Annotated in this window: 20 protein-coding genes; 7 read left to right on the top strand and 13 right to left on the bottom strand. The window is 71.7% G+C overall.

Annotated features, from left to right (window positions below; genetic code table 11):
- Positions 1–232: 232 nt before the first annotated feature.
- The 5 genes from ABZV06_RS29990 to ABZV06_RS29970 form a co-directional block, all read right to left on the bottom strand.
- Positions 233–1345, bottom strand: coding sequence for a branched-chain amino acid ABC transporter permease (locus ABZV06_RS29990; protein ID WP_355243533.1), 1113 nt, complete (start codon positions 1343–1345; stop codon positions 233–235).
- On the bottom strand, positions 1342–2220 hold the full coding sequence (locus tag ABZV06_RS29985; RefSeq protein WP_355243536.1) for a branched-chain amino acid ABC transporter permease: 879 nt from the start codon (positions 2218–2220) through the stop codon (positions 1342–1344). Before ABZV06_RS29985 ends, ABZV06_RS29990 begins: the two co-directional genes overlap by 4 nt.
- 33 nt (positions 2221–2253) lie before the next feature.
- The gene (locus ABZV06_RS29980) at positions 2254–2976 is read right to left on the bottom strand and encodes an ABC transporter ATP-binding protein (protein ID WP_355625582.1); all 723 of its coding nucleotides are present in this window, start codon (positions 2974–2976) and stop codon (positions 2254–2256) included.
- On the bottom strand, positions 2973–3758 hold the full coding sequence (locus tag ABZV06_RS29975; RefSeq protein ID WP_355243542.1) for an ATP-binding cassette domain-containing protein: 786 nt from the start codon (positions 3756–3758) through the stop codon (positions 2973–2975). The genes ABZV06_RS29980 and ABZV06_RS29975 overlap by 4 nt, the downstream gene beginning before the upstream one ends.
- 137 nt (positions 3759–3895) lie before the next feature.
- A complete protein-coding gene (locus ABZV06_RS29970) occupies positions 3896–4795 on the bottom strand; it encodes an alpha/beta hydrolase (protein WP_355243545.1) in 900 nt (299 codons plus the stop codon).
- 182 nt (positions 4796–4977) lie between these two features.
- Here ABZV06_RS29970 and ABZV06_RS29965 point away from each other — a divergent pair, with 182 nt between their 5' ends.
- Positions 4978–7239 (top strand): catalase, encoded by a 2262-nt coding sequence (locus ABZV06_RS29965; protein WP_355243548.1) that lies wholly within the window; start codon positions 4978–4980, stop codon positions 7237–7239.
- Positions 7240–7335: 96 nt separating this feature from the next.
- Here ABZV06_RS29965 and ABZV06_RS29960 read toward each other — a convergent pair whose 3' ends face one another.
- On the bottom strand, positions 7336–8205 hold the full coding sequence (locus ABZV06_RS29960) for an LLM class F420-dependent oxidoreductase (protein WP_355625580.1): 870 nt from the start codon (positions 8203–8205) through the stop codon (positions 7336–7338).
- 161 nt (positions 8206–8366) lie between these two features.
- Between ABZV06_RS29960 and ABZV06_RS29955 the strand changes: the two genes are divergently transcribed.
- The 3 genes from ABZV06_RS29955 to ABZV06_RS29945 are packed head-to-tail and all read left to right on the top strand — an operon-like array spanning position 8367 to position 11652.
- Positions 8367–9500, top strand: coding sequence for an acyltransferase (locus ABZV06_RS29955; protein WP_355625578.1), 1134 nt, complete (start codon positions 8367–8369; stop codon positions 9498–9500).
- The gene (gene alr, locus ABZV06_RS29950; RefSeq protein ID WP_355243556.1) at positions 9497–10636 is read left to right on the top strand and encodes an alanine racemase; all 1140 of its coding nucleotides are present in this window, start codon (positions 9497–9499) and stop codon (positions 10634–10636) included. The genes ABZV06_RS29955 and alr overlap by 4 nt, the downstream gene beginning before the upstream one ends.
- A complete protein-coding gene (locus tag ABZV06_RS29945) occupies positions 10633–11652 on the top strand; it encodes a D-alanine--D-alanine ligase family protein (protein ID WP_355625576.1) in 1020 nt (339 codons plus the stop codon). Before alr ends, ABZV06_RS29945 begins: the two co-directional genes overlap by 4 nt.
- A gap of 16 nt (positions 11653–11668) precedes the next feature.
- On the opposite strand, the gene ABZV06_RS29940 is transcribed toward ABZV06_RS29945, so the two are convergent.
- The 4 genes from ABZV06_RS29940 to ABZV06_RS29925 all read right to left on the bottom strand — a co-directional run bounded on the left by ABZV06_RS29940 (position 11669) and on the right by ABZV06_RS29925 (position 15363).
- Positions 11669–12160: a hypothetical protein gene (locus ABZV06_RS29940; RefSeq protein ID WP_355243562.1), complete on the bottom strand. Its 492-nt coding sequence runs from the start codon at positions 12158–12160 to the stop codon at positions 11669–11671.
- Positions 12157–13623: a HAMP domain-containing sensor histidine kinase gene (locus tag ABZV06_RS29935; protein ID WP_355625574.1), complete on the bottom strand. Its 1467-nt coding sequence runs from the start codon at positions 13621–13623 to the stop codon at positions 12157–12159. Before ABZV06_RS29935 ends, ABZV06_RS29940 begins: the two co-directional genes overlap by 4 nt.
- Positions 13620–14315: a response regulator transcription factor gene (locus tag ABZV06_RS29930; RefSeq protein ID WP_355243567.1), complete on the bottom strand. Its 696-nt coding sequence runs from the start codon at positions 14313–14315 to the stop codon at positions 13620–13622. The genes ABZV06_RS29935 and ABZV06_RS29930 overlap by 4 nt, the downstream gene beginning before the upstream one ends.
- A 67-nt stretch (positions 14316–14382) precedes the next feature.
- Positions 14383–15363, bottom strand: coding sequence for a phosphatase PAP2 family protein (locus ABZV06_RS29925; protein WP_355625572.1), 981 nt, complete (start codon positions 15361–15363; stop codon positions 14383–14385).
- Between the two features lie 289 nt (positions 15364–15652).
- Between ABZV06_RS29925 and ABZV06_RS29920 the strand changes: the two genes are divergently transcribed.
- Positions 15653–16156 carry a winged helix-turn-helix domain-containing protein gene (locus ABZV06_RS29920; RefSeq protein ID WP_355625570.1) on the top strand — a complete coding sequence of 168 codons (504 nt, stop codon included), beginning with the start codon at positions 15653–15655 and terminating at the stop codon, positions 16154–16156.
- A gap of 78 nt (positions 16157–16234) precedes the next feature.
- On the opposite strand, the gene ABZV06_RS29915 is transcribed toward ABZV06_RS29920, so the two are convergent.
- Positions 16235–20599, bottom strand: coding sequence for a S8 family serine peptidase (locus tag ABZV06_RS29915; RefSeq protein WP_355625568.1), 4365 nt, complete (start codon positions 20597–20599; stop codon positions 16235–16237).
- 333 nt (positions 20600–20932) lie between these two features.
- Here ABZV06_RS29915 and ABZV06_RS29910 point away from each other — a divergent pair, with 333 nt between their 5' ends.
- Both ABZV06_RS29910 and ABZV06_RS29905 read left to right on the top strand, forming a co-directional pair.
- Positions 20933–21487 (top strand): winged helix-turn-helix domain-containing protein, encoded by a 555-nt coding sequence (locus ABZV06_RS29910; protein WP_355625566.1) that lies wholly within the window; start codon positions 20933–20935, stop codon positions 21485–21487.
- 189 nt (positions 21488–21676) lie between these two features.
- Positions 21677–23233 (top strand): OFA family MFS transporter, encoded by a 1557-nt coding sequence (locus tag ABZV06_RS29905; protein WP_355625565.1) that lies wholly within the window; start codon positions 21677–21679, stop codon positions 23231–23233.
- A 21-nt stretch (positions 23234–23254) separates the two neighbouring features.
- Here ABZV06_RS29905 and nrfD read toward each other — a convergent pair whose 3' ends face one another.
- Positions 23255–24223 carry an NrfD/PsrC family molybdoenzyme membrane anchor subunit gene (gene nrfD, locus ABZV06_RS29900; protein ID WP_355625563.1) on the bottom strand — a complete coding sequence of 323 codons (969 nt, stop codon included), beginning with the start codon at positions 24221–24223 and terminating at the stop codon, positions 23255–23257.
- Positions 24220–24588, bottom strand: a 369-nt coding sequence (locus tag ABZV06_RS29895) for a 4Fe-4S dicluster domain-containing protein (RefSeq protein ID WP_355625561.1), incomplete at its 5' end; no start/stop codon positions are given. The genes ABZV06_RS29895 and nrfD, both read right to left, overlap by 4 nt.

The following is a 24588-nucleotide window of genomic DNA, read 5'->3' as shown; positions in this document are numbered from 1 at the left end:
TGGGTGCCGCCGACTTTTTGGGGGTGGTGCACTCCGGGCAGGCAGCTTCCGGCGGTGGTGGGGCGGTCGTCGCCGCCACAGGCGGCGACGGCGGCGAGCAGGGCGATGGTGGTGGCGATCGCGAGACCGCGTCGCGCCGTAGGGTGCATGGGAAACACCGACCTTTCTCGGTCTGGTTCTGCGGAACGGTGTGGTGGTGAGGCGCCCGGCGAGAGGCCGGACCGGGAACAGTTCAGGAACGCCGAGCCGGCCAGCGGGCCAGCAGCGCCCGGCCGAGGCGGGCCAACAGGCCCTGCACACCGCCGGGCGCGGCGATCATCACGACGATCAGCGTGACTCCGAAGATCGCCAGCGGGAGGTTGCCCTCCAGTCGCTGCGCCACCCCCGGCGACAGGGTGAGCAGCTCGGTGACGGAATGGGTGAGATCGGGCAGGGCGACCAGCAGCACGGCCCCCCAGAGCGCGCCGGCGAGACTACCGAGACCGCCGATCACCACGGCCATCAGCAGGAACAGGGACAGCGTCAGTGAGAACGCCCCGGGCGAGACGCTCTGCGACAGCACCGCGAGCAGACCACCGCCGAGCCCGGCGGTGGCGGCGCTGACCACGAATGCGAGAACCTGCGTACGGGCCACGTGGATGCCGGCGAGTCGGGCCGCCACCTCGTCGTCGCGGACGGCCCGGAAGGTCCGCCCGTACCGGCTGCGGACAAGGTTCGCCAGCAGGAGCAGCGCCAGCAACGTGGCGGCCGCCGAGATCCAGAGCTGCCACCGCTCGTAGGGGAAGTAGGGGCCGAGCGCCAGCGGCGGCGGCTCCACCGGCACCGACAGCCCCTGCTCGCCGCCCAGGACACCGTCGAAGGTGACGGCCAGCGCCGGCACGACGACGGCCACGGCGAGCGTCACCCCGGCCAGGTAGGGGCCGCGCAGGCGGGCCGCCGCCACACCGACCACCGCGCCGACCGCGACCGTGCCCAGTACCGCCGCGAGCAGCGACACCGGCAACAGCCAACCGCCGGTCAACCCCCGGTCGGCGAACGCGTTCTGGCACAGCGCCACCGTGTACGCCCCGGTCGCCATCAGTGCCCCGTGCCCCAGCGAGAGCTGGCCGTTGAGTCCGGTGAGGACGGTCAACCCGGCGGTGGCGCACAGGTACGCCGCGATCGTGGCGAGCTGGAAGTTGCGGAACGGCTCGACGGCATAGCTGACCGCGACCAGTAGCAACCCCACGGCGAGCGCGACCGCGAGGTGTCGCAGCAGCGTGGAGCCGCGTCGGGACTCGACCGGTCGGTCGCCGGTGTCGGCCGGCCGGTGTTTCGGCGGCACGGCCGCCCGGGTCGCGCTCACACCCGCCTCGCCGTGACCGGGGCGAACAGGCCGCCGGGCCGTACCAGCAGTACCGCCAGCAGCAGCACGAGCACCGCCAGCGGGGTGAGGTCACTGCCGGCGTACCCGCTCACGTAGGACAGCAGCAGCCCCACCACGAGGCCGCCGACGACCGCGCCCGGTGGACTGTCCAGGCCGCCGACCACCGCTGCGGTGAACGCCGAGACGAACACCAGGTCCATGGCGTGCGGGTGCAGGCCCAGCTCGGTCGGGATGACCAGCATCGCGGCGAGCGCGCCCACCCCGGAGGCGAGCGCCCAGCCGAGCGTCAACATGCCACCGACGTTCACCCCGAGCAGACGGGACACCTCCGGCGCGAACGCCGCAGCGCGCATCCGCAACCCGATCGCGGTACGGGCGAACATCCAGGCCAGCCCGCTGACCACCACCGCGATCGTGGCGAAGACGAACAGGTCGTACGGCGACAGCACGGCGACCCCGCCCACGCTCAGGGCGGACCGACTGAACGGGACGTCGGCGGGGCGGAACTCGTTGCCGTACACCATGCCGAGCACTGCCTGGATCAGCAGCACCAGGCCGAGCGCGACGATGACCGGATTGAGCGGCGAGGCGTGGTCGACGTGCCGCATCACGACCCGGTCCACCAGCGCGCCGAGCAGCAGGCCGGCGACGATCGCGACGACGAAACCGAGCCAGAAGAAGCCGGTCGCGGCGGTCACCGAGTACGCGACGTAGGCGGCGGCGACGGCCATGGCCCCCTGGGCGAAGTTCACGACTCGCGCCGCCCGCCAGATGAGCACCAACGCGAGCGCGAACGCGGCGTACACCGCGCCCCGGGACAGGCCGTCGACGGTGAGGAAGACGAAGCGGTCCAACTGTCCTCCCTTCAGAGGGGACACCGGTGGTGGTCAGAAACCGAGGTACGCGTGGCGCAGGTCGACGTCGTCACGCAGCGTCTCCGTCGGAGCGGCGATCACCACCTGACCGAGGGACATCACGACGCCCTGGTCGGCGACGGCGAGGGCACTGCGCACGTTCTGCTCGACCAGCAGCACCGTCAGGCCGGTCCGGTCGCGGAGCTGCCGCAGCAGCGCCATGATCCGGGCGACCACCCGGGGCGCCAGGCCGAGCGACGGTTCGTCCAACAGCAGCAGACGTGGCCGGCCGACCAGGGCCCGGCCGAGCGCGAGCATCTGCCGCTCCCCTCCGGAGAGCTGGTGACCGAGGTGCCGGCGACGCCGCGCCAGGGGCTCGAACAGCTCGTAGACCTCGTCGAGGGCGCGGCGCGCGTCCGCCCGGTCACGCCGCCACAGCCCGCCGAGCCGCAGGTTCTCGTCGACCGTCAGCTCGCTGATCACACCCCGGCCCTCCGGGACGTGGGCCATGCCGCGCCGCACGAGCTGCTCCACCGGCGTACCCCGCAGGTCCTCGCCCGCGAGGACGACCTGGCCGGCGCTCGGACGGATCATGCCGGAGAGCGCCCGCAGCAGCGTCGTCTTGCCGGCGCCGTTGGCGCCGACCACGGCGGCGATGGTGCCGGCCGGCACGGTGAGGTCGACGGCCCGCAACACCGGCGCGGCGCCGTAACCGGCCACCAGCCCCCGGACCACGAGCAGGTCCGGCGCGCTCACGGCGCGGCCTCCTCGACGAGGGCGCCCAGATACGCCTCGGTGACCGCCGCGTCGTCGCGGATCTCGGCCGGCGTCCCGGTGGCGATCACCCGACCGAAGTCGAGGACCACGATCTCGTCGCAGACGGCCATCACCAGGTCCATGTGGTGCTCGACGAGCAGCACGGCGCACGGGTCGGTGTCGCGGCGAGGGAGCTGCCGCACCAGCTCCGCGAGGTCGGCGATGTCGTCGGCGCCGAGGCCACCGGCGGGTTCGTCGAGCAGCAGCAGCCGGGGTCGCGCGGCGAGCGCGCGGGCCAGGGCGACCCGCTGGCGTACGGCGAAGGGCAGCGTGCCCGGCGCCGCCCCGGCGTGCTCGGCGATGCCCAGACCGTCGAGGATGTCCAGGGCGTGCCGACGGAGTCGGTGCTCGTCGCGGTCGCTGCGGGGCAACCCGAGCAGTGCGGCCCCGAACCCCGCACGGGCGGTGTGCGACGCGCCGGTCATCACGTTCTCCACGACGCTGAGGCCGGCGAAGAGCCCGGTCCCCTGCAGGGTCCGGGCGATGCCGAGCCTGGTCAGCCGGTGTGGTCGGGGTCGCAGCGGCCGGCCGTCGAGGGTCAGCGAACCCGTGTGCGGCGGAACGAAACCGCAGATCACGTTGAACAGTGTGGTCTTGCCCGCGCCGTTGGGCCCGATGACGCCCACCACCCGGTTGGGTGGCACCCGGAGCGAGACGTCGTCGAGGGCGGTGAGGCCGCCGAAACGGACGCCGATGTCGTGCAGTTCGAGGCCGCGCTCCATGCACCCATCCCTCTGCCGTGGCGGGTGTTATTTACACTCGCAGTGTACGTTTCTCGGTTATCGCGTCAAGACCCTTCGATGCGGCAACGCGAGCGGGACGGCCGCCCGACGGCGGCCGTCCCGGTTCACGCGCCCAGTCAGGAGCTGGGGCAGGTGTTGCGGTACTCCTCGATCTGCGAACCACTCGGCCCCGGGCAGAGGAACTGCTCGTAGCGGGTGTCGTCGTCGACGAACCGCTTCAGCCAGGCCACCATCTGCCGGGCGGTCGGCGTGTTCACCGTCTGCGGGAAGAAGTGGCTCGCGCCGTTCAACTCGAGGTACGCCTTCTCGGCCGACGACGGGATGCTGTTGTAGAAGGGCACCGAGTGCGTGGCGACCGGGGCGACGGTGTCGCTCTCGCCGCCGATGATCAGTGTCGGGACGCGCAGCTCGGACCAGCTCTTGTCCGTGTTCCAGGGCGCGAGGGGCACCGCGGCCTGCAACGACGGCCGCGACGAGGCCGCCTCCAGGGTTCCTCCGCCACCCATGGAGTGGCCGGCCACCGCGAGCCGGCTACTGTCGATCCGGCTCCGCACCGAGCTGCGCTCAGTGAGGTAGTCCAGCGCGGCGAGCAACTGCCGGCCACGGCTGTCCGGCTGGTCCAGCCGGGTGTTGGTCTCGATGCCGATCACCACGAAGCCGTGCGAGGCGATCCGTGGACCCAGCCAGCTGATGCTGGACCAGGCGGCGGTGTAGCCGGGCGAGATGGCGACGGCACCGAACGTGCCCTCGCTGGTGCTGGTCGGGTAGTAGATGACCCCGCCGCCGAAGCCGGTGACGCTCAGCGAGGACACGCTCTGCGAGGCGGTGGCGAAGGGGCCGCGGCTGGCCTCCAGGATCGCCGTGGTCGGGGCGGGGCCGCGCTCGTACGGGCCGGCCGCCTGCGCGGCGCCCGTCGGTCCGACGAGGACGCCGGTGGCGAGCAGGGTGGCGGCCAGCGCGAGCCGGGCGGCTCGGGCGGGCAGGGAACGGGGACGGGTGGTGGTTGGTGACGACACGTCGGGCACTCCCTAGAGTCGAGCGATATCGACGCTCATCAGTCTTGGTCGCCCGGGTCCATCGGCGCATCGGTGAAATCACCAGTCCCGACGAAGGATCGGATTATTTGCGCGTTTCGACCCTCTGGCCAGGGGTAGGGGTGCATGGGCCTGCTCAAACGCTCCAGGGAGAGGTTCGCCCAGTGGATTCCAGCAAGCCCGCCGAGGCGGTCAAGAACGTCGTCAAGACCGCCTCCGAGAAGATCGCCGACGCCCTCACGCCGGACGTGCCGGGCGCACCCGGCAGCGCACCGCCGAGCATCGAGGAACCGACCTCGCCCCACGACCCGCTACCGCCCAAGACGGAGCAGGGCGCGCCGCAGACCCGGACGCCGACCGGCGTCGAGACCGGCGCGCCGACGACCGCGAACGGCCAGCAGGGCGCGTACCTGACGACGGCGAACGGGGCGCGGCTACGCGACACCGACCACTCGCTCAAGGCCGGACCCCGGGGACCGGTCCTCCTTCAGGACCACCACCTGCGCGAGAAGATCACGCACTTCGACCACGAGCGCATCCCCGAGCGCGTCGTACACGCGCGGGGCGCGGGCGCGCACGGCGTCTTCACGGCCTACGGCACCGCCGAGGCGGTCACCAGGGCCGGCTTCCTCAAGAAGGGCCGGGAGACGGAGGTCTTCGTCCGGTTCTCCACGGTCCTGGGATCGCGCGGCTCGGCCGACACCGTCCGGGACACCCGGGGATTCGCGACCAAGTTCTACACCGACGAGGGCACCTTCGACCTGGTCGGCAACAACATGCCGGTCTTCTTCATCCAGGACGCCATCAAGTTCCCCGACATCATCCACGCCGCCAAGCCGCACCCCGATCGGGAGATCCCGCAGGCCCAGAGCGCGCACGACACCTTCTGGGACTTCGTCTCGCTGCACACCGAGGCGCAGCACCACACCATCTGGAACATGTCCGACCGGGGCATCCCGCGCTCGTACCGGACCATGGAGGGCTTCGGTGTGCACACCTTCCGCCTGGTCAACGAGGCCGGCGAGACGACGCTGGTCAAGTTCCACTGGAAGCCGAAGCTCGGCGTGCACTCCCTGACCTGGGAGGAGGCGCAGCTGCTCGGCGGGATGGACCCCGACTTCCACCGCCGCGACCTCTACGACGCGATCGAGGCCGGCGCGTTCCCCGAGTGGGAACTCGGCATCCAGGTCTTCCCCGACACTCCCGAGGAGACCTTCGCCGGCATCGACCTACTGGACGCCACGAAGATCGTCCCGGAGGAACTGGCGGAGGTGCAACCGATCGGCCGGCTGGTCCTCAACCGGACGCCGACGAACTTCTTCGCCGAGACCGAGCAGGTCGCCTTCCACCTCGGCCACCTCCCCCCGGGCATCGACGTCACGAACGACCCGCTGTTGCAGGGCCGGCTCTTCTCGTACGTCGACACGCAGCTCACCCGCCTGGGCGGCCCGAACTTCACGCAGATCCCGATCAACCGTCCCCACGCGGCGGTCAACGACATGCTGCGTGACGGCTTCCACCAGCAGGCCGTGCACGCCGGAGTGGCGCCGTACCGGCCGAACTCGCTCGACGGCGGCAACCCCTTCCCGGCCGGCGACGCCGAGCACGCCTTCGTCGACGTACCGGTGACGGTGGCGCAGGCGCCCAAGGTCCGCGCGAACCCCGCGTCCTTCGACGACCACTACAGCCAGGTACGGCTGTTCTGGCTGAGCATGTCGCCCGTGGAGCGGGAGCACATCATCCGGGCGTACACCTTCGAGCTGGGCAAGTGCTACCACCAGGCGATCAAGGAACGGCAGCTCCAGTCCCTCGCCAACATCGACCCGGTGCTCTGCGAGCAGGTGGCCACCGGCCTGGGCCTGCCCGCGCCGCAGCCGACGGTGCCGCTGGCGGACGTCGCCCCGAGCCCGGCGCTGTCCCAGGTCGGCGGGGAGTGGCCGGCCGACGGCCGGACGGTCGGGATCGTCGTCGACCCCGACGGTGACCTGGACGACGTCGACGGGGTCCGCCGGGCGGTGTTCGAGGCCGGGATGGTGCCACTGCTGATCGCCCCGCACGGAGGCATGGTGGGCGACCTGCCCGTCCAGCGGACCTTCGCCACCGGCCGCTCGGTCGAGTTCGACGCGCTCCTGCTGGCCGGGGCACCGGTGCCCGCGCCCGACGCGCTGCCCGCCCGCGACGCCAAGGCCGGACGACCGGACGCGGCGACCGTCGACCCCCGCGTGCTGCTCCTGGTCGAGGAGTGCTGGCGGCACGCCAAGGCGATCGGCGCGTGGGGCGCCGGCGTCACCGTGCTGGAGCAGGCCGGGGTGGCGGGCACACCCGGCATCGTGGCCGCCGACTCGGGTGCCGAGGCGCTGACCGGGGTGCAGCGGTTGATGGCCGCGCACCGGGTGTGGGAGAGGTTCCCCGCCTCGGTGGGCTGACCCGACATGGACGAGGGCCGTCCCCCGCTTCCGCGGGTGGGCGGCCCTCGTCGTCGAATCGGCCTTGCGCGTTCAGCGTGGTCGGCCGCGCCCACGTCAGCCGATGTCGGCCAGCCGCGGCAGCACCTCGTCGCCGAGCCGCCGGGCGAACTCCACGGGGTGCCGGTCCGGCGTGACCTGCACCTCGCTGACGCCGAGCGCGGCATAGTCGGACACCTCGGCGAGGAACGCGTCGAGATCCTCCAGCGGCGGCTTGGAGGCCAACACGGTCTTGGTGATGCTGTCGTAGTCGCGGCCCTCGGCGGCGCAGTGCCCGCGCAGCACGTCCAGCTTGTGCGCGATCCCCTCGGCGCCCGTGCCGAACAGGTTGCAGGCGTCGGCGTACCGGGCGACCAGCAGCAGTGTCTTCTTCTCGCCGCTGCCGCCGATCATGATGGGCGGGTGCGGACGGCGCAGCGGCTGGGGCGAGTTGATCGTCTCCGTGAGCTGGTAATGCCGCCCGTCGAACGGCCCGTCGTCGTCACTCCACATCTGCTTGCAGATCCGCAGCGTCTCCTCCAGTCGCTCGAACCGCTCGGCGACCGGCACCACGGGCACGCCGAGTCCCCGCTGCTCCCGCTCGTACCAGGACGCCCCGATGCCGAGCCGGGCCCGGCCGCCGGAGAGCACGTCGAGGGTCGTCACGGTCTTGGCCAGCAGCCCCGGATAGCGGTACATCACACCGGTGACCAGCACACCGAGCGTCATCCGGCGGGTCTGCGCCGCGACGTAACCCAGCGTGGTGTACGCCTCCAGCATCGGCTCCTCGGCCGGCGCCAGCGCCTCCATCTGGAAGAAGTGGTCCATGACCGTGAACGAGGCCACTCCGGCCTGTTCGGCGATGGTCGCCGCCTCGGCGAGGGTCGGCGCGATGGCCGCCGGATCGGCCGGAGTCGAAAAGTTCCAGTAGTGCAGACCGAGCTTCATGTTCGGCACCTCCGCGATCGAGCCTAGTAGCGCTTCCCGGGTTCCCAACGCGTCGTCGGCACGATGGTGGTGGTCCCCGTACGACGAGCGGGCGGAGTCCATTACCGGTTCATGACAATTCGAGGATCGGGAGCGGATATCCCGCTGGCACCTTCTGCTGAGTGATCCAAGAGCTGTCTCTCACCGAGCCACGACCGGGCGGGTACGACCCCGACGCGCGCGTCCGGTTGCGTCACCGGCGGCAGGCCGACACCGGCGGACCGCAGCGTGTGCAGTGGGCCGACGCCGCTAAGGGTGTCTGCATCCTCCTCGTCGTCGCCTGGCACGTCGTCCTGAAGGACTACCTGCGCATCGACTGGCACGTCGGCGTACCCGTGCCGGGCCTGTGGGGCACGCTGGGCGAGCAGTTCCTGCCGCTGCGGATGCCGCTCTTCTTCACCATCTCCGGCCTCTTCGCGGCGAACGCCGTGCACCGGCCGTGGCGGACCGTCGCCCGGAGTCGCATCGCCGGGTTCCTCTACCTGTACGCCCTCTGGCTCCTGGTCCACACGGCGGTCCTCGCCCTGACGCCGGACTTCCCGACCGACCGGGCCACGTCCGCCCTCGGCCTGTTGGCGCAGCTCACCATCACGCCCTCCAACCTCTGGTACCTGTACGCCCTGGCGCTCTACTTCACGCTCGCCAAGGCGACGCGTCGGCTGCCGAAGCTGCTGGTGGGCGTACCCGCCGCGGCGTTGTCCGCAGTCGCCGCCGCCGGCCTGCTGGCCACGGCGGGCAACCGCGCCGGCCTCTACCAGAACCTGATCTTCTTCCTCGCCGGCCTGTATCTGCGGCCCCACATCCAGCGCTGGGCCGCCACGGCCACCGGGCGTCGGCTGGCGCTGACCGGCGGGTCGTACGCCGTGGCGCTCGCCGCGATGGCGGCCGCGGGCGCACAGCGGTGGTTCGGCGTCTGGCCGGCGGTCTCCGTCGTGGCGGTGGCCTTCGGTGTCACCGCCGCCGCCCGACTGGTCCGGTGGCCCGCCCTCGGCGACCGGCTGGCCGCGCTCGGGCGCACCACGCTGCCCGTCTACGTCATCCACATGCCGCTGGTGGCGCTGCTGCACCGCCTCCTGGCCGCCCGGGTCTCCGGGCTGGGCGCGGGCGCTCAGGGCCTCGTCGTGCTGGGCTACCCGATCGCGCTGACCGCGCTCGTCACCGGTCTGAGCCTGGCCGTACACCGGCTGCTGCTGGCGGCGCACGCCCGCTGGTTGTTCGCGCTCCCCGGCCCCCGTCGCCCGGCGGCCGACCGATGAGCGCGTTGGGCGGAGCGGTGGTCGACCTCGGGGCGATCGCCGAGAACGTCCGCACGGTCGCCGCGGTCACCGGCACCGACCTGATGGCGGTGGTGAAGGCGAACGCGTTCGGCCACGGCGCAGTGCCCGTCGCGCGGGCCGCGCTGCGCGCCGGGGCCACCTGGTTGGGCGTGACCTCGGCGGCCGAGGCGTTGGAGCTGCGCGCGGCGGGGATCACCGCGCCGACGTTGAGCTGGCTGCACCGACCGGACGACGACTTCGCCGAGCTGATCGTCGCGGGCGTCGACGTGGGCGTCTCGACGACCACCCACCTGCACGCGCTCGTCGACGCGGCCCTGCGCCTCGGCCTGCCCGCGACGGCGCAGCTCAAGGCCGACACCGGCCTGAGCCGCAACGGCGCCGGCCGCGACGACTGGCCCGACCTGGTGGCCTGGGCCCGTAAGTACGAGGTGCAGGGCGCGCTCCGGGTACGCGGCGTGTGGTCCCACCTGGTCGACGCGGACGTACCGGGCACTCCCACGCTGGCCCGTCAGGTGCGGACCTTCACCGAGGCGCTGCACGTCGCCCGGACCGCGGGCCTCGACCCCGACCTCGTGCACCTGGCCAACTCGGCGGCGGCGCTGTCGGCGCCCCGGACCCACTTCGACCTCTGCCGGATCGGGCTGGCCCTCTACGGCGTCGACCCGTTCGGCGCGGTCGGTCCGGGCGAGTTCGGGCTGCGCGCGGCACTGACGCTGCGCACCACGGTGGTCAACGTGAAGCGGGTGGCGGCCGGCACGGGCGTCTCGTACGGGCCGGAGCACGTGACAGCCGCACCGACGACGCTGGCGCTGCTGCCACTCGGGTACGCCGACGGGCTGCCCCGGGCCACCGAGGGCCGGGCCGAGGTGTGGCTCGGCGGTCGACGCTGCCCGGTCGTCGGGCGCATCGCCATGGACCAGTGCGTCGTCGACGCCGGTGACCTGGCGGTCGGCATCGGCGATCCGGTCGTCGTCATCGGCGCGGGACGCGACGACGACGCGCCGAGAGTCACCGAGTGGGCGCGCTGGGCCGGCACCAACCCACACGAGATCTTGACCGGAATCGGGGCGCGGGTGGGCCGCGACCATCTCCACGAAAGGGCGGACGTCGCATGACTACGCGACTGGCAGTGCTGTACGGCGGACGAAGCGGCGAGCACGAGGTGTCACGGCGCTCGGGGGAGAGCATCCTGGCCGGGCTGGACCGCGAGCGGTACCAGGTCACCGAGGTGCTCATCGGCGTCGACGGCGGATGGCACGTCGACGGTCGTCCCACCAGCCTGCCGCAGGCGCTGCGGGTGCTACGCGCCCAGGACGTGGTGTTCCCGGCCCTGCACGGCCCGTACGGCGAGGACGGCACGGTCTCGTCACTGCTGGAGTGGCTGGGCGTGCCGTACGTCGGCAACGGCGTCTTCGCCAGCGCGGCGGGCATGGACAAAGGCGTCACCAAGCGGCTCCTGGCCGCGGAGGGCCTGCGGGTCAGCCCGGGTGTGACGCTGCGGCCCGGGGAGACCCTGTCGCCGGCCGACCAGCGACGACTGGGCCTGCCGGTCTTCGTCAAGCCGGCGCGGGCCGGTTCCAGCCTGGGCGTGGTCCGGGTGACGGAATGGTCGGCTCTGCCGGACGCGCTCGCGCAGGCACGGAAGGTCGATCCGAAGGTGCTCGTCGAGCAGGGGGCGCACGGCCGGGAGATCGACGTCGCCGTCCTGCAGCACCCCGACGGCCGGGTGCAGGCCGGGCCGCCCCTGGAGATCCGGGTCAGCGGCGCGGGCTTCTTCGACTACGACGCGAAGTACGACGGTGGCGCCGTCTTCCAGATCCCGGCCCGACTCGACCCGGCCACCACCGAGGTGCTCCAGGACCGGGCGATCCGTGCCTTCGACGCCCTCGACTGCCGGGGACTGCTGCGGGTCGACTTCTTTCTCGCCCACGAGGGTGCGGAGCCCATCGTGAACGAGGTCAACACCTTCCCCGGTTTCACCGCCGCGTCGCAGTTCCCGCAGATCTGGCAGCGGGCCGGCATCGAGTTTCCCGCCCTGCTCGACATCCTGGTCTCCGGCGCGCTCGCCTACCGGGCTCAGGCTCTCTCCCGAGGCCTGCCCCGGCCGGGACGGGCGGTCGACCTGGTGTGAGCGACAGTCGCCCCGGTCACTCGAGCGGGCAGGACCAGGGCGGCCGGGTGCCGTCCGGGCCGACGAGGGTGACCGGGGCGGGACTGACCGCCGAATCGGCGAACGCCACGGTGCAGATGATCTGGTTGGCCGCGAGGGTGGACAGCGGCAGCACGGGAGTCGGCGTCTTCACCGTGATGCCGGGCTCGTCGACGCTCGACGTCACCGTTGTCGGAGCGAGGTCGGTCGGCACCTCGCTGGTGAACCCCGCGCTCCGCTCGGTGTCGGTGGGGCCGGCCGCGAGCAGCGCGAGTGTCTCGGCCGGTAACGGCGGCGCGCCCTTGGCCGGTCGCAGCACCAGCGCCAGCTCGCCGTCCGAGATCAGGTAGACGCCCCCACCGCCGGACGGGCCGCTCACCGCGGAGCGGCCGGTGATGACGCCGCTGGGCCGGACCCCGCAGCCGGCCGTGAACAGGGTGAGCAGGAGGCCGCCCGCGACGAGCGCCCGCGCCACGCGACGACCGATCACCGTACGCCTCCGGCGGCGGTGGTCTCGGCCGCCATCCGGGGCAGGCGGAGTGTGAACACGGCTCCACCTCGCGACGCGTTGCTCGCCACGAGGCTCCCCGACTGCCCGCCGTGCCGGTGCAGGCGCGCGTTCTCCCACGCGATGGCGAGACCCAGGCCGCTGCCCTCGGAGCGGGTCCGGGCGGTGTCGGCCTTGTAGAAGCGGTCGAACACGTGTGGAAGCACCTGCGGGTCCAGCCCCGGCCCCTCGTCGGCGACCACGATCGTGAACCACTCCGGTTCGGCGCGCAGACGTACGGACACCGGCTGGGCGCCGTGCCGGAAGGCGTTGCCGACCAGGTTGGCGACGATGACGTCCAGCCGGCGGGGATCGAGCCGGGCGACGACACCGGGCGGCAGCTCGGTCCGTACCCGATCGGTCCAGCCCCGCAGCCGCAGCGTCGCGGTGACAGCCGCGGCGACGTCGACGTCGTCGAGGGCGAGCCGGGCGGTGCCGGAGTCGAACCTGCTGACCTCGATGAGGTCGTTGACCAGTTGGGTGAGGCTCTGCGTCTCCTGGCTGACCAGCCGGGCGGCCTGGCCGGCGTCCCCGGGCAGCCGGTCCGCCTCCTCGTCCAGGACGTCGGTGACGGCCGTCATGGCGGCCAGCGGCGTCCGGAGTTCGTGGGACACGTCGGCCACGAAGCGCCGCGCGTCGGCCTCCATCCGCCGCAGCTCACCGACCTGGCGTTCGATGGTCGCGGCGGTGTCGTTGAAGGTGCGGGTGACGTCGGCGAGCTCGTCGACGCCCCGGACGGTCAGTCGGGTGGACAGGTCACCCTCACCGAGCCGGCGTGCCGCGCGACCCAGTTCGCGCACCGGCCGCAGCACGCCCCGGGCGGCCAGCAGGGCGAGCAGGACGGCGAGGATCAGGGAGAGCCCGCCGGTCACCCACGCCAGCGTGGCGAGCCGGTCGATGCTCCGCTGCTCGGAGGCGAGGCTGCGCACCGAGTAGACCTCCACTCCGGACTCCACGGACGTGCCGTCGGACCGCTCGATCCGCAGCTGCGTGCCGATGAGCAGCACGGGATGTCCGCCACGGTCGACGCGCTGCCAGGCGATCTGACCGCCCGCCACCTCCTTGCGCAGCTCGGGGGTGAGCGGTTCCCTGCCGTCGACCCCCGACGCCCACCGGTCCCGGTAGTGGACCAGGGCGTAGCTGTCCCGGTCGGAGAGCCGTTGGGCCAACACGTTCAGCTCCTCCGGGCTGGGCGGCAGGCCGAGGATCGGATACACCTTCGTGAGCTGGTCGGTCAGCGAGGCCACCGCCGCGTCCTGCGCCTGCTGGAGGATGACGGTCCGGGCCTGGAAGTAGCTGCCGCTGGCGACCACGGCCGTGGTGGTCACGCCCAGCAGGGCGAACGCCAGGAGCAGGCGGGTGCGGAGGCCCAACGCCATGGCGCGGGCCCGGTTCCAGGGGGTCACAGCGGTCCGAACCGGTATCCGAAACCGCGTACGGTCTGGATGAAGACCGGCGTCGACGGCTCGTCCTCGATCTTGGCGCGTAGCCGCTGGACGCAGGCGTCCACCAGGCGCGAGTCACCGAGATATCCGTGCTCCCAGACGGCCTCCAGCAGTTGCTGGCGGCTGAGCACCTGACCCGGCGTGTACGCGAGTTCGAGCAGCAGACGCAGCTCCGTCGGGGCCAGGCTGACAGGCACCCCGCCCTTGCTGACCACCAGGGCGGCACGGTCGATGGTCAGGGCGCCGTGCTGGTGCAGCCCGGGCCGCTCCGGGCCGGGGCGTCGCGAGTCGCCGCCGGTACGTCGCAGCACCGCGCGGATGCGCGCCTCGAGCACCCGGGCCTGTACCGGTTTGACCACGTAGTCGTCGGCGCCCGCCTCCAGACCCGCCACCACGTCCATGTCGTCGTTGCGGGCGGTGAGCATGATGATGGGCAGGTCACCACGCTGTCGGATGCGACGGCACACCTCGAAGCCGTCCATACCCGGCAGCATGAGATCGAGGACGACCACGTCGGGGGCGCTCGCCCGCATCCGCTCCAGCCCCTGCTCACCGGTCGCCACGGCGTCCACCGTGTGGCCCTGCCGGGTGAGCGCCAACTGCAGTCCGTCGCGGACCGTCTGGTGATCTTCGATCAGCAGGACCTGGGGCATGCCGTCAAGTATCCCATCATGAGAATTGCTCGCTTTTTGTCGATGTCCCGCGCCCGCTCTCGACCGGTCAGCGCCCGGACGTCCGGTCATCTGACGACTGCGCCGGCCCGCCGAACTCCACCGACCGGATCAGGAACGCCGCCACACCCACCGCCAGCATCGTCAGCCCGGCCGCCGCGAGGATGGCCACGAACGGCCCCCACCGCAGCGCGGTTGCCAGACCCGGCACCAGCACCCGAACCACCCAGACCAGCACGAGCAGCCCGACCGCCCCCTCGGCGGCAACGCGCCAGGCCCGGCCGGACGCCGGCACGGCAGGCAAGCGACGCGCGGCCCCGCCGGGCCGTGCCGCCAGCACGGCCGCCGCCAGGCAGAACAGCGCCACGCTCAGCAGAACCCCACCGAGCACGTCGCTGAAGCGGTGCCATCCCGCGATCATCGTGGCCGCGCCGATCACCGAGACGCCCGCCGCGCCCGGCAGCACCAGCCACCGCCGGACCGCAGCGGGCACCACCAGCAGGAACGCCAGCGCCAGGGCCGTCGCGACAGCGACGTGACCACTGGGGAAGCTGTTGTGCGTGGTCGAACCGGCGACCGCGAACTCCGGGCGGGGCAGCGCCGACTTCGCCGCGCCGGCCGCCAGCACCGCGCCGAGCACCATGCCGACACCCACGACGCCGGGCAGCAGCCGGCGGCCGAGCAGACCCACCACCAGCACCGCGGCGAGCAGGACGGCGAGCAACGACGGCCGGCCGAAGTGCCGCAGGACGACAGTGGCCGGACCGAACAGGTCGCTGGACTGCTCGTATCCCCCGCCGCGCTCGGCGCGCGGCAGGAGCAGCCCGTCGATCCACTGACCGGGCTGGGTCCACACGAACACCACGCCGACCAGACCCAACGCGAGGAGACAACAGACGGCCGCCGCGAGCAGTCGGACAGCCGGCGGCACGGCGGGCCGGTCGTGGGCCAGCGTCGACGCGGGAACGGGCGGCAGCGCTCGCGTCGGGGAGGACGAGCGACCGACGGGGTACGACGATCCGTGGGACATGGCGACCATGCTCGGCCCGCCAGATCCGGACGCTGTCCGTGGATTGTCTTGGTTCTGTCACAACCGCCGCGCGTACCGGAAAAACGGGGCGATCCTCCCCCGCGACCGCCCGCCCACAGGTCGTGTCGCCAAGCTGTCCGGACGTGAACTTCAATTCACATGCTTACATGCAACTATGTTTTACCCGGCCGAGACGAGCCGCCACTAGGGTCAGGACGCCGATCGATCTTCGTCTCGGCAGTGCGAAAACCATCCGGAGTGTTCGTGGGGAACCGGAAGGGGTTGGGCAATGCACGGGGTTTCGGCCGCTTCGCTGGTCATCGGCATCGCGTCCTCGCCGGCCGAGCGCCGGCAGTTGGCGCGGCTGCTCGGCGGGAGCGACGCCTTCCTGATCGTCTCGAACGTCGAGCAGGCACGGGAGTTCCTCGGGGTGGGCGAGTTGCCCCCGGTCGTACCCCCGCCCGTTCCGGCCGTGCACACGGAGGTGCCGCCACTCTCGCAGCCGCCACCCGACCTGAGCGTCGACTCCGACCGGCGGGTGCTGCGCTGGCGTGACCAGGAGATCGACCTGACCCGGCTGGAACACGACGTGCTGCTCTGTCTCGTCGACGCTCCCGGGCAGGTCTGGACGTACGAGCGGCTGCACCTCGAGGTCTGGGGCAACCGGCACCTCGGCCGCGGGTCCGACATCCACTCGGTCGTCCGCCGGGTACGCCGCAAGCTCGCCCGGCTCGACTCCACGGCCACGATCCACGCGGTCCGTGGAGTCGGCTTCCGACTCACCCCGATCTGAACGCACCCACGTCACGAACGGGCCGGCCCGCCCGGTCGAGGACCAGGCGGGCCGGTTCGGTGCGTTACCGCTCAGGCGTCAGCACCGGATGGGCTTCAGCGTGAAGTTCTCCACCGCGGGCGTGGTGGTGTCGATCTTCGTCGAACGGGTCTGGGGCTTCCAGCCGTCCTTGGCGACGATCATCGTGAGCGGGTTGTTCCGGCGGTCCACCCAGTAGGCGTACGTGCCGGCGGCGTCGGTCGTGAACGTCCACGACATCGCCCACGAGTCGACCTGGACCACCGCGCCGGCGATCGGTGCGGTGGCACCCGCACAGCTGGTCCCGGTCACCGTACCCATCAACTTGCCCCAGGTCTTCGGGGGCGTCACGGTCATGGTCACCGGCACCGGCGGCACCGAGTAGGGCGTGTTCTCCCTGATCGTGACCGCGGCCGAGTAGATGCCCGGCTGGTCCACGTTCGCCGTCAACCCGACGGTGACCGTGACCTTCTCACCCGGCGCCAGGGTGGCCGTCGTCTTGTCGATCGTCATCCAGCTGACGTCGGCCGCCGCCTCGGCGCATCCCTCGAAGCCCGGCAGGGCCTCGCTGTCCGGCGCCGCGTTGAAGCTGCCCGACGAGCCGCCGATCTTGTAGAAGCCGCACGCCGCGCCGCCCCGGTAGCGGGCGGTGTTGGCGTTCGGCAGGTTCGACCACGAGCTGGTGGCCGGGTCGAAGGCGAAGCCGGCGTTGGTGATGGCACCGCCCTGCGACCCGCCCACGACCAGGAGCTTGCCGCTGGCCACCGCGTACGAGCTGGCCCAGTTGTCGGTCGGCGCGTCCGCGATGGCGGTCCAGGTGTTGGCGCCCGGGTCGTAGGAGTAGCTGGCCTTCTGCGCCGCCGTGCCGTCGTTGCCACCGGTGCAGTAGAGGACGCCGTCGATCCCGCCGCAGGAGGCGAAGGCCACCGACTTCGGGTAGTTGGCGAGCGTCTCCCAGGTGTCGGCGCCAGGGTCGTACCGGACCACGGAGTTCGACATCGGCAGGCACGCCGAGGTCGTGCAGCCGCCCACGGCGTAGAGCTTGCCGTCGACGACCGCCTGCCCGGCGGCGGCCCGCGGGGCGGGGTTGTCGGCCAGTTCGGTCCAGGCGTTGGCCCCCGGGTCGTACGACCAGGTGGCGGCGTCCGGGCCCTCGGCGCCCCAGCCGCCCGTTGCGATGATCTTCCCGCCGACCACGCCGACGGTCAGCGCGTTGCGGGCGCCGGGCAGGTCGGCGGCGGCCGTCCAGGTCTGCGCGACCGGGTCGTACGCGTAGTTCTTCGCGGTGGAGGCGGTTCCGTCGCCACCACCGACCGAGTACACCTTGCCGTCCAGAGTGACCACCCGGTTGTCCATGATGTTGCCCGGGTAGTCGGTGATGTCCGTCCAGGGCGCAGCCTGCGGTCCGGCCGCGGCGGGGGTCGCCGTCGCCGCCTTGCCGGAGGCCTTGGCCGCGACCGACGTCGGAGCGGTCACCCGCTGCTCGGGCGCGCCGGTCGACCCGAGAACCTGCTGCCGGGTCACCCGTGAGCCGTCGGCCCGCAGCAACTCGAAGCCGTTGTCCCGCTCACCGAAGCCGACCTCGACCGGCGCGCCGCCGGTGTTGGTCACGGTGAACGTCCTGGTGGTCTTGCCGCTGGGCATCTGGAGCGTGGCGCTCAACTCGGCGGGCGTCACCGAGAGACGACCGGCCGCGAGGACGAAGTTCGCGGTCGTCGCCCAGTCCGGCTCGACGTCGACCTGCTTGCTCTGGCTGACGTAGCTGCCGGCCGTCGCGGTGAACTTGTGGGTACCGGTCAGCGTCGAGTAGATCCAGTAGAAGCCGTCGGGCAGGCCCGGGTCGTCCGGCGTCGCCACGGTGACCGCCTTCTCGGCCGGCCGGTCGTTGCTGGTGACGGTGGCGCCGTTGATGTAGCTGTTGTCGTTCTTGTCGCGGACGTTGCCCACGACCAGGCCACCGTCGAGCGGCACGCAGGTGACCTGGCTGCCGATCAGGACGTTGTCGACCTCCCACCACCACTCGAAGGTCGCGTCGTAGTAGTGGAACCGCACCTGGACCTGCGACTTGCCGGCCGCCTGCGGGATCGGGATCTCGGTGAGCTTCGGACCCCGGACGTCGGTCTCCTGCCGGAGCACGTTCGTCCAGGTCGCGCCCCCGTCGATGCTCAGGTCGACATCGGCGGTGTCGTCGTTGAGCTGGTTGAAGTCCTGGTTGAATCGGATGACCGGAGCGCTGACGGCGGTCAGGTCGACCACCGGGCTGACCAGGGAGGTGTCCTGGCTCCGGCCCGCGCCGTACGCGTCACTGTCGATCATCGCGAAGTTGCCGGTGCCACCGGTCAGGTTGCCCCGTTCACCGTCGTCGGTGAACTTCCAGACCTGGCCGCTGCCCACGTTGTCCACCACCGACCAGCCGGCCGGAGTGGTCGTCGCGTCGAAGGTCTCGTACTCGCCGTCGGAGCCGAACGTGTAGCCGGGGGCCGTCGTGCACCTGGTGGTGTCCACCGGCACCGCGACGTTCGCGGTCACGTTGCGGGTGCCGACCACGACCTCCTTGGTGACCTTCTGGTAGCCCGGGTACTGCACCTCGTACGTCAGGGTGTACGTCTGCCCCGCCGGCAACGTGATGCTGTAGCGGCCGTTCGACGGCGTCGTGTAGTCGTACACGCCCGCCGGACCGCTCACGGTCACCTTGGCGTACAGCGGCCAACCATGACCCGAGCCGTCGGTGACCGAGCCGGTGACGTTGACGCGCGGCACCGCCGTCAGGGCGACGTCGAGGGTCGTGGTCGTCCGGTTGGTGACCGTCGCCGTCCTGGTCGTGCTGCCGTACCCGAACGCGGACACGACGACCTGGTAGTCGCCGATCGGCACCAGGGTCGAGTACGTGCCGTCGGCGCCGGTGGTGATCTCGCGCGAGGTCGGGCCGGTGAGCGTCAGGATCGCGCCGGCGATCGGGGCGCCGGTGGCCGCGTCGGTGACCGTGCCGGCCAGGGTGCCGACGTCGCCGGTCGGGGCGGCGTTGAGCAGCGCGAGGGCGTCCAGCCGGCCCTCACCCCAGACGTTGTTGTCCGCGGCCGTGCCGCCGCACTGGTCGTCGGCCTTGTCGATCGCGGTGCCGTTGAGCAGCGCGCGGGTCGCGTCGACGTCGCCCACCAGCGACGGTGCCGCCGAGTAGAGCAGGGCGATCGCGCCCACGAGGTGCGGGGCGGCCATCGACGTGCCGCTTGCGGTGCCGTACCCGTTGCCGGGAACGCTCGACCGGACGTTCACGCCGGGCGCGGAGATGTTGGGCTTGATCTCGCCGTTCTGCCCGACGCCGCGCGCCGAGAAGCTGGCGATGGTGTTGTTGACGTCGTACGCGCCCGCCGAGTAGTTGCTGGCCAGGCTTCCCGGGGAGCCGCTGGTCTGGCACGCCGGCCCGCTGTTGCCGTTGGAGAACACCCCGAAGATGCCCGAGGCGGCCCAGGCCAGCGTGACGTCCTCCATGAAGGGCTCGTTGGACGGCAGCCGGGTGCCCCAGGAGTTGTTGATGATGTTCGGCCGCTTGCTGGCGTCCGGGTTCTGACCGTTCGAGTCGGTCGGTTCGAGCATCCACTGGCCGGACTCGATCAGCGCCTCGTCGGTGGGGCAGCAGCCGTTCGCCGCGATCCACTTGACCCCGGGCGCGACACCGATCTGGTTCGCGCCGGCGGAGCCGGCCATGGTGCCCATGGTGTGCGTACCGTGGCCGTCGTCGTCACAGGGCGCGCCGTCGCACGTGCCGGCGGCGTCGAACCAGTTGTAGTCGTGGTCGAACGTCCCGTCGCCGTTGTTGCCGCGGTAGGAGTTCACCAGTGCGGGGTGGTCGTACTGGACGCCACTGTCGATGCTCGCGATGGTGACGCCCTCGCCGGTGATGCCGTACTGGGACCAGACGTCGTCGGCGTTGATGTTGGCAACGCCCCACTCGACGGCGTTGACGGTCTTCTCGTCGGTGCCCTTGGTCAGCTTCGGCAGCTCGTAGGCGACCGGGGCGTAGAGGCCCTCGACCTCGCTGTGGGCGGCGAACTGCTGGGCCATCTCGAGCGAACCGCTGTTCACCTTGATGGCGTTGGTGGCCCAGAAGCTCTGGTACTTCGTACCCGACTTGTCGAGCTCGGCGCGGATCTTGCCCTGGCTCCCGGCGGCGCTGTCCCGCAACGCCTGGGCCACGGCCGCGCCGCGCTTCGTCCAGTCCTTGGTGGCGCTGGCCTTGCTCAGGTCCGCCCGGTCCTTGAACCGAATCCAGAAGTCCCCTGCGCTCTTGGCCTGGAACTGCTTGGCGAGCTCCGGCCGGATCTTGTCGCCGGTGGCGGTGCTCGTCGAGCCGGGCGCGGCCTGCGCCCCGGAGCCGAGGCTGGCCAGGCATGTGGCGGCGAGGACCAGCGCGGCGCTGGCACTCACCAGGGATCTGGCCGTTCGTCTCCATTGTGGACGTCTGGACATCGGTGCCGCCTTCCTCAGAACGACCCAGGGGTGTACGTGGGCCATGGTGAGAAGTGCGCGAGATCCAGCTCGACGGAACCGAGCGAACGGACCCCTCATGCCTCCCCCATGCACCGCGCGGGTCACGCCGGTTGCCCGACTGGACACTATGATCGAGAGGAAAGGACGATCAAGAACTTGCTGTGAGCAACTTGTCGCTACCGGTTGCCCTGCCGGTGGCGCGCTTGCCAAACATTGTCAGGACCGTGACGATGACTGGGCAGGGAAGCCCCTCGATTCGCAGGCGGTGCGGTGGCCGAGACCGACGACGCGGCGTGGGACGGGGTCGACCCGGCCGACGAGGAGTTCCCGCTGCTCATCGCGGTGACGCCGTCGCCCAGCGAGCGCATCCGGCTCGCCGAACGGCTCGACGGGATCGCGCCGTTGTTGCTGGTGGCCGACCTCGACGAGCTGCGCCGGCTGATCGGGGTGCCAGCGCAGCGGACCGGGTCGCCGAGCGGACGGACGCCGGGCCCGGAGCCCATCACCGATCCCGGTCCCGTCCTGATCGTCGACTCGGCCCGCTCCACCGCCCGGTACGGGACGCGCGAGGTCGCCCTCACCCGGCTGGAGCACGATCTGCTGATCTGCCTGACCACCGAGCCGCTGCGGGTGTGGAGCTACGCCGAGCTGCACCGCTCGGTCTGGCACGACGAGGGACGCGGGCGCAGGGCGGACGTGCAGTCCCTGGTGAAGCGGCTGCGGCGCAAGCTACGGGACCTCGGCACCGGTGCCGCGATCGAGGTGGTCCGTGGTGTCGGGCTGCGACTCACCGACCGGCAGGACCCACGGATCGGGCGCGCCTGACTGCTGCCTGAGATGGGCAGATCGTCAGCACGGGCCACGTGCCGGCGAGCGCCAACGCCCGGACCAGCGCGTTTTCCGGTAATCACGAACCGGCCCCCGACGACCACGTAACGTGAACGACAGCCGATCAACGGCGAACGCCGGACGCGCCCGCCGCCTGCCCGCTCAGCCGCAGGAGGTGCGGAGCCCATGCTGTCGGTATTCGACCCTCGACACACCGTCGCTCCCCCGGGATACAGCCGCTGGCTCATCCCGACCGCGGCGTTGGCCGTCCACGTGTGCATCGGCCAGGTCTACGCGACGAGCGTCTACAAGAACTCCCTCATCGCGCACTTCGGCACGAGCCAGACGGCGATCGGGGCGATCTTCAGCATCGCCATCGTCATGCTGGGGTCGTCGGCGGCGGTGGGCGGCCGATGGGTGGAGCGCAACGGCCCCCGTCGGGCGATGTTCGTCTCCGCCTGCTTCTGGACCACGGGCTTCCTGGTCGGGGCGCTCGGCATCGCCACACAACAACTCTGGCTGCTCTACCTCGGGTACGGCGTCATCGGCGGCATCGGGCTCGGCATCGGCTACATCTCGCCCGTCTCCACCCTGATCAAATGGTTCCCCGACCGGCCGGGTCTCGCCACCGGCCTGGCGATCATGGGGTTCGGCGGTGGCGCTCTGATCGCCGGCCCGCTCGCGCGCCAACTGCTGTCGCTCTACGACGCCGACTACAACCCGTCCAACCCGGCGGCGGTGGCCTCGGGGTCCGCCCTGGTGGGGCTGTTCGTCACGTTCGGCCTCGGCTACTTCGTGATCATGATGTTCGGTCCGTTCAACGTCCGGGTTCCTCCGCCGGACTGGCGGCCGGCCGGGTTCGACCCCGCTCGCGTCGCGAGCCGGCCGCTGGTGACGAGGGCGAGCGTGTCCGCGTCCAACGCCGTACGGACCCGCTCGTTCTGGCTGCTGTGGATCGTGCTGTTCTGCAACGTCACGGCGGGCATCGGCATCCTGGAACAGGCCAGCCCGATGATCCAGGACTTCTTCCGGGACAACGGGTCCACCGCCGTGTCGGTGTCGGCGGCTGCCGGCTTCGTGGGGGTGCTGTCGCTGTTCAACATGGCCGGCCGGTTCGTCTGGTCGACGACGTCGGACCTGATCGGCCGCAAGCCGATCTACCTGATCTACCTCGGCGTCGGCATGGTCCTCTACGCCCTGCTCGCCGTGGCCGGGCACGCCGCGACGGCGCTCTTCGTGCTGATCGCCGCCCTGATCATCTCCTTCTACGGCGGTGGGTTCGCCACCATGCCCGCGTACCTGCGGGACCTCTTCGGCACCTTCCAGGTCGGCGCCGTCCACGGGCGACTGTTGACCGCCTGGTCGGCGGCGGGCGTCGCCGGGCCGCTGATCGTCAACCGGATCCTCGACACGCAGGGCAAGCCCGGAACGCTCACCGCGTCGGCGTACCGGCCCGCGCTGTTCACCATGGTCGGTGTGCTCGCCATCGGCTTCGTCGCGAACCTGCTGGTCCGCGCCGTACCCGATCGGTTCCACGAGCCCGACCGGGGGTCGACCTCGCCCGTGGCGAAGGCCAGCGTCACCGAGCCGGTGGCCCTCGGCCCGCAGAGCAGCCCACCGGTACCCGCGCACGTCGGCAGCCAGACCGGGCGGCTCTGGCTGTCCTGGCTGCTCGTCGCGGTGCTGCTCGGCTACGGCATCGTCGAGACCGTCATGACGGCCGCGAAGCTCTTCACCGGCTGAGACAGCCCCGGCCCGGGCCGGTCAGCCTCGTCCGTCGTCCGCCGCCGGGCCGTTGCCGGCAAGGCGTTCGCGCTGGGGTACGACCGTGTACCTCGGATCGCGCGCCGACACCGAGCCCGCCTCGAAGATCCCGAACCGGGTGGCCACCGACGAGGCCACCAGGGCCGCGCCGGAGAGCACCGACAGGACCCGGCTGCGTCGAGAGAGCAGCGCGGCGACCGCGCCGACGCTGAGCAGCACGTTGCCCGCCCGGACCAGGCCTCCGCTGTGGCCGCTCCGGTAGGGCTCGCCGGTGACCGGCAGCCGCTCCATCCGGTGACCGCCGATGAGCTTGACGGCCGCGCCGGCGACGGCGAGCCGTCGCAGCGGGGCGGTCTCGGTGGCCGGCGCCGCGATGAGACCCACCCCGGCGGCCGCGGCGAGCGCGCTGCCGCCGAAGACGAACGGCATGAAGGGGTACGCGTCGTGCCAAGCCGGTACGGCGGTGTCGGCGAGCAGGACCCCGGTGTACGTGGCCAGCGCCGGAGCCGTGGCCGCCGCGGCGAGACCGGCGACGTCACCGACGGGGAGCGCCAGCCGACGGGCGAGGCCCAGCACACCGTGCTGCGGTAGCCGTGGCGCGAGTTCGGCGACCGCGGCCACACCGGCGGCCGGCCCGAACGCGGTGAGGATCCAGGTACCGATCGACATGGGCGAGGTCAGCTTGGCTACCCGGAGCATGTGGTGGAACCGGTCCGGCCGGCCGAGGTCGTGCACCAGCAGGTACGCGCTGGCGAGGGTGCCGCCGAGAGCCGTCCAGCGGCCCACGCGGCGTAGGGCGGGACGTCCGGTCAGCTGCGCTCCCGCGCCGATCAGGGCGCCTCCGGCCGCGAGGCCACCGGTGAACAGGTATCCGCCGATGTCACGCTTCCACACCGGCGCCTTGAGGATCGGCCTGCCGTAGTAGGAGCTGAAGTCGGCTGGCGGCACGGTGAGCTGCTCGCGGGTCATGGCCGCCTGCCGAGGAAGGCGACCGCCGAGACGGCGACCATCGTCAGCGCGGCGAGGCCGGCGCTTCTCCACATCTTCGGCAGGTCGCGGGTGGTCACCACCGGGTCCGGTGGCAACCCGTACACCTCGGGTTCGTCCAGCAGCAGGAAGAACGCCCCATCCCCGCCCACGCCGTCGCGCGGGTCGTGCCCGTACAACCGCGCCTCGGGCACCCCCCGCTCGTGCAACGTCGCCACCCGTTCGGCGGCCCGCTCCCGCAACTCGTCCACAGGCCCGTACTGGATCGACTCCGTCGGACACGCCTGCGCACACGCCGGCGTCATCCCCACACCCAACCGGTCATAACAGAGCGTGCACTTCCACGC

The sequence above is a fragment of the Micromonospora sp. NPDC005172 genome (genome assembly GCF_040608555.1).
Lineage (GTDB): Bacteria > Actinomycetota > Actinomycetes > Mycobacteriales > Micromonosporaceae > Micromonospora.
This window is presented reverse-complemented; position numbering and strand designations above follow the sequence as displayed.

Bases quoted from the DNA above. Each gene is read 5' to 3' on its own strand.
- alr (WP_355243556.1), top strand. From the start codon at position 9,497: ATGAGCGCGTTGGGCGGAGCGGTGGTCGACCTCGGGGCGATCGCCGAG.
- ABZV06_RS29925 (WP_355625572.1), bottom strand. From the start codon at position 15,363: ATGTCCCACGGATCGTCGTACCCCGTCGGTCGCTCGTCCTCCCCGACG.
- ABZV06_RS29975 (WP_355243542.1), bottom strand. From the start codon at position 3,758: ATGGAGCGCGGCCTCGAACTGCACGACATCGGCGTCCGTTTCGGCGGC.
- nrfD (WP_355625563.1), bottom strand. From the start codon at position 24,223: ATGACCCGCGAGCAGCTCACCGTGCCGCCAGCCGACTTCAGCTCCTAC.
- ABZV06_RS29920 (WP_355625570.1), top strand. From the start codon at position 15,653: ATGCACGGGGTTTCGGCCGCTTCGCTGGTCATCGGCATCGCGTCCTCG.
- ABZV06_RS29960 (WP_355625580.1), bottom strand. From the start codon at position 8,205: ATGAAGCTCGGTCTGCACTACTGGAACTTTTCGACTCCGGCCGATCCG.
- ABZV06_RS29945 (WP_355625576.1), top strand. From the start codon at position 10,633: ATGACTACGCGACTGGCAGTGCTGTACGGCGGACGAAGCGGCGAGCAC.
- ABZV06_RS29930 (WP_355243567.1), bottom strand. From the start codon at position 14,315: ATGCCCCAGGTCCTGCTGATCGAAGATCACCAGACGGTCCGCGACGGA.
- ABZV06_RS29905 (WP_355625565.1), top strand. From the start codon at position 21,677: ATGCTGTCGGTATTCGACCCTCGACACACCGTCGCTCCCCCGGGATAC.